Source organism: Brooklawnia sp., from assembly GCF_032229645.1.
Taxonomy (GTDB): domain Bacteria; phylum Actinomycetota; class Actinomycetes; order Propionibacteriales; family Propionibacteriaceae; genus Brooklawnia.
This window is the reverse complement of record NZ_JAVTWX010000006.1, coordinates 1-3,497: the sequence shown is the minus strand read 5'-3', so window position 1 is coordinate 3,497 and position 3,497 is coordinate 1. Positions and strand designations below refer to the sequence as shown.

Below are 3,497 nucleotides of genomic sequence, written 5' to 3'. Positions count from 1 at the left end.
TCAGCCGGCCGATGCTGTGGAATATCTGGTTGTCGATCCTGCCGATCCTGATCTTGGGGGTGGCGATCAGCGCAGGCCTCGGCACGCTGATCATCTCGCGGCCACTCGGCTACATCGTGCTCGTCGTCTGTGGAATCATCTGGCTGCTGATGCTGCCGAATGCGAGCTACCTGATCACCGAGCTCAATCTCTCGCATCGCCGGCCGGACGACCGTGTACCGATGTGGTTCGATGTGATTCTGGTCATCACACTCGCCATGTCGGGTGTGATCAACACGGTCATCAACCTGTTCACCGCGCACACCTTGAGCGCCCTCTATTTCTACGGTGACTACGCCACCAGCTACACCCAGACGCCGGTGCTCGTGGTCCTCGCGGTGGTGCTGCTGCTGGTCTCGTTCGGCATGTACCTGGGCCGCTACCTGCGCTTCAACAGCTGGGATATCCGCCACCCGGTGTCGTTCGCCAAAAGGCTGCGGGAGCATTTCGGCGACCGCGACAACCGGCTGGCGGGCCTCGGCCTCACGATCACCCTACGCGATCTTTCTGGCGATGATCTACCTAGTCACAGCCGGTCCACTGATCCACGTCATGGTGAGATTCGAGTCGTTCGGCTAACCCCCGGCCCACGCACCGATCACCACGGCAGCCACGCTCGCGCAGCCGGGATCGGGAGCCGCGGGAAGCTGCCGGGTCCGCGGAGTTTCCCGGTAACCAGAAAGGAACCATCCGGCCCTCAGGAGGGCGATCTGCTGCTGCATGTCCACCGGCAGGCCACGACCTTCCGAAACCATTTTCCCCGTTCACGGACATCCGACCCCGAACTGACCTATCGTTTAGAGTACTTACCATCTGGTAAGTCGCGTAACGATTCGACCACCGGACATCGCAACGAGAGGAGCCGCAGATGATCACCGTCGAGCATCTGACGAAGCGCTACGGCACCGCCACCGCCGTCGACGACCTCAGCTTCGATGTGCCCGCGGGCGCGGTCACCGGATTCATCGGGCCCAATGGCGCAGGCAAGTCGACGACGATCCGGGCCATTCTCGGGCTCGACCATCCGACATCCGGCCGGGCGCTCATCGACGGCACTGCCTATCGGGCGCTCCCCCAGCCGATGCGCACCGTTGGCGCGGTCACCGATCCGCACGCCGTACAGCAGGGCCGCACCGCGATCGATCACCTGCGCTGGGCGGCGGCCACCGGAGGCATCGGCACCGACCGAGTTCAAGCGGTCATGAATGAAGTCGGACTCAGTGAGGTGGCGACCCGTCGGATCAAAGCGCTGTCACTGGGCATGCGGCAACGCCTCGCCATCGCGCTGGCATTGCTCGGCGAACCCAGGATCTTGATCCTGGACGAGCCATTGAACGGGCTCGACCCGAGCGGCATCGTCTGGCTCAGATCGCTGCTCAAGAACCATGCTGCCGACGGCGGCGCCGTGCTGGTCTCGAGTCACCTGCTGCACGAACTGCAGGAAACCGCAGACCGGGTCGTCCTGCTGGCGAACGGACGACTCATCGCCGAGCAGACCATGGACGAACTCGTCCGCCGTACCAAAGGCGCGACACGCGTGGTCTGCGAAGACGCCGAACGGCTGGCCGCCGCGCTTGAGGAAGCGGGCGGAAGCGTCGCACGCGAGCGCGACGATGCGCTTGCTGTGCAAGGCGTGGGCGCCGCCCTCATCGGACGCATCGCTCTCGATCTGCGGATCGCGCTGAGCGAATTGACGCCGCAGCCCAAGAACCTCGAAGCCAGATTCCTTGCTCTCACCAGCACCCCGCAGGAGATCGCTCTCCGCACTACTGAGGAGCACGCACTATGACTATCGCCATTCAGTCCAGCGCAGCGAACCGCCCTGCCCCAGGCTTATCCGCAGCGGTCAGATCCGAGGCCATAAAACTCTGGTCGCTGCCATCGCACCGCGCGCTCATGACCGCCGCCATCGCGCTGAGCGGCATCGCTGCCGCGTTCTTCTACGCCACCCTGCCGGTCACCCAGGGCCGTCCACTGAGTGCGCTGGCACCTCACCAGGTCTTCGGCGCCGGAGTCCTCGGAGTGGACGCGTCCACCTTCGTACTGATCGCACTGAGCGCGGTCTTCGTCGGATCGGAATTCACCTCCGGGATGATTCAGACGACCGCAACTCTGACGCCCGATCGCACAAGATTCCTGACCGCCAAACTGCTGACGATCGGTGCGGCAGTGCTGATCATCGGAGTGCTCGCTGCGGCGCTGTGCATCCTGGTCACCGTCGTGGCGGGCGGGCTGGTCAGCATGACACCCGCAGAGCTCTTCCCTGCGGAGAACATCCGCCTCGCCGCCGGTTCGGTCGCGATGCCCGTGGTCTATGCGATTCTGGCTGCGACAGGCACGTTCGTCTTCCGCAGCGCTGCGCTCGGCGCCCTGGTGCCGTTGGCCATCATGGCCATCGGTGGAGTGGCAGAATGGTTCGGCGCCGGCTTCGGGGCGATGGTGACGCCGCTTCTTCCCGTTTCGGCCATCCACAGTCTCACCGGGACTGCCAGCGGCCATGAGGCGATCGGCCTCGGCTGGGCGTTCGTCTCGCTGGCGGCCTGGATCGCGATCGCGTCGCTGGCGGCCGGCCGGCGGCTGACGCGCAGAGATATCTGAGAACCTCGAAAAGCCGATGATGACGAGCAAACAGACCCCGGCGTCCGGACGCACCGGCCGTGCGCCCACCTTCACCGAAGCTGCCCGGCGCGAGCAGATCATCGGCCTCACGATCGACCTGATCGCCGAACGCGGCATAGCGCGCACCACGCTCGCGCTCATTGCCGAAGCCGCCGGGGTGACGAAGCCCGCGGTGCTCTACTTCTTCGGCACCAAGGACGCGGTGATCAAAGCGGCCTGCGCGCACGCACTCGGCAGCGCCGTCGAAGCGATCGCCCAAGCAGTGATGGCCGCGCCGACACCGACGGCCGCCGTTGCCGCCTACGTCCGGTCGACGGTGCAGTTCACGATCGAACACCCTAGCCAGATCAAGGTGATGACCGAGATGCTGACCAGCGACCAGGATCTCGTGACGCAAAGCGCAGAGGCGATCGGAGAAGAGCCCGCACCGCAATGGCAGGCGCTGGCCGGGCTCATCGAGCAGGCCCAGCGCGGCGGGGAGCTGAGCCCGGCGGACCCGCGCACGGCCGCCATCGGGCTGATCGGGGCGACCAATGCGATCGTCGGCGAGTGGTTCTCCGATCCCAGCTTTGACCTGCGCGCCGCGACGGACGAGGTGCTGCGACTCTTCTTCCGCGCGACCACCGCCGACCACCCCGCCGAAACCTGACCCTGCCGGAGCCTGACGCTGCCGGCCCGAACGGCCGGCCAGCAGGACACGTCGTCCGCGAGCGGGCGCGGTATAGAGTCGAGACGCACCGAGGGACTTCAAGGGCGAGCACCGACACCGCAGCCGCATTTCAAGGGAGATCTGACATGGACGACAAGACGGTCGTATTGAACGCCGGCCTGGTGAACTA

The 3,497-nt window shown here is 65.5% G+C and carries 4 protein-coding genes; all 4 read left to right on the top strand.

Annotated elements, in window-relative coordinates:
• A partial coding sequence (locus AAFP05_RS00335) for a DUF1361 domain-containing protein (RefSeq protein ID WP_341727858.1) occupies positions 1–911 on the top strand: 911 nt, incomplete at its 5' end.
• Entirely contained in the window at positions 908–1,828 is a 921-nt protein-coding gene (locus AAFP05_RS00330; protein WP_341727857.1) for an ATP-binding cassette domain-containing protein, read from the top strand. The genes AAFP05_RS00335 and AAFP05_RS00330, both read left to right, overlap by 4 nt.
• A 107-nt stretch (positions 1,829–1,935) precedes the next feature.
• On the top strand, positions 1,936–2,637 hold the full coding sequence (locus tag AAFP05_RS00325; RefSeq protein ID WP_341727856.1) for a hypothetical protein: 702 nt from the start codon (positions 1,936–1,938) through the stop codon (positions 2,635–2,637).
• 16 nt (positions 2,638–2,653) lie between these two features.
• Complete coding sequence (locus tag AAFP05_RS00320; protein ID WP_341727855.1) at positions 2,654–3,307, top strand: TetR/AcrR family transcriptional regulator; 654 nt, start codon at positions 2,654–2,656, stop codon at positions 3,305–3,307.
• Positions 3,308–3,497: the final 190 nt, after the last annotated feature.

Coding starts and splice junctions, on each gene's coding strand:
- AAFP05_RS00330 (WP_341727857.1), top strand. CDS start 908: ATGATCACCGTCGAGCATCTGACGAAGCGCTACGGCACCGCCACCGCC.
- AAFP05_RS00325 (WP_341727856.1), top strand. CDS start 1,936: ATGACCGCCGCCATCGCGCTGAGCGGCATCGCTGCCGCGTTCTTCTAC.
- AAFP05_RS00320 (WP_341727855.1), top strand. CDS start 2,654: ATGATGACGAGCAAACAGACCCCGGCGTCCGGACGCACCGGCCGTGCG.